Below are 250 nucleotides of genomic sequence, written 5' to 3'. Positions count from 1 at the left end.
CCGTATTCCCGAGGCGGGCGAAGAGCTCTCGCTGCGCGATGGTTTCGTGCGTCTGGGTACCCTGCGTTCGGTGGCCAGCAACGAGTCGCCCGGCGACTGGCCCGAGGCGCTGCCGCCCAACCCGATCGCCGAGCCGGACCTGGCCAGCGCCGAGAAGATCAACTTCAATTTCGAATGGGTCGGCAAGGTCTCGGTGAACACCGAGAACGGCAAGCCGCCGAGCCTGTGGCAGATCAACGGTCAGGCTTGG

1 pseudogene is annotated in these 250 nt (G+C 66.0%); it reads left to right on the top strand.

Features of this window, described 5'->3' with window-relative positions:
- Nucleotides 1-250: pseudogene (locus OH705_RS28180) on the top strand (multicopper oxidase family protein); the annotation flags it as partial.

Source organism: Pseudomonas sp. BJa3 (assembly GCF_026343815.1).
GTDB lineage: Bacteria > Pseudomonadota > Gammaproteobacteria > Pseudomonadales > Pseudomonadaceae > Aquipseudomonas > Aquipseudomonas soli.
Note: the sequence above shows the minus strand (reverse complement) of the source record. Positions and strands in the feature narration are given on the sequence as shown.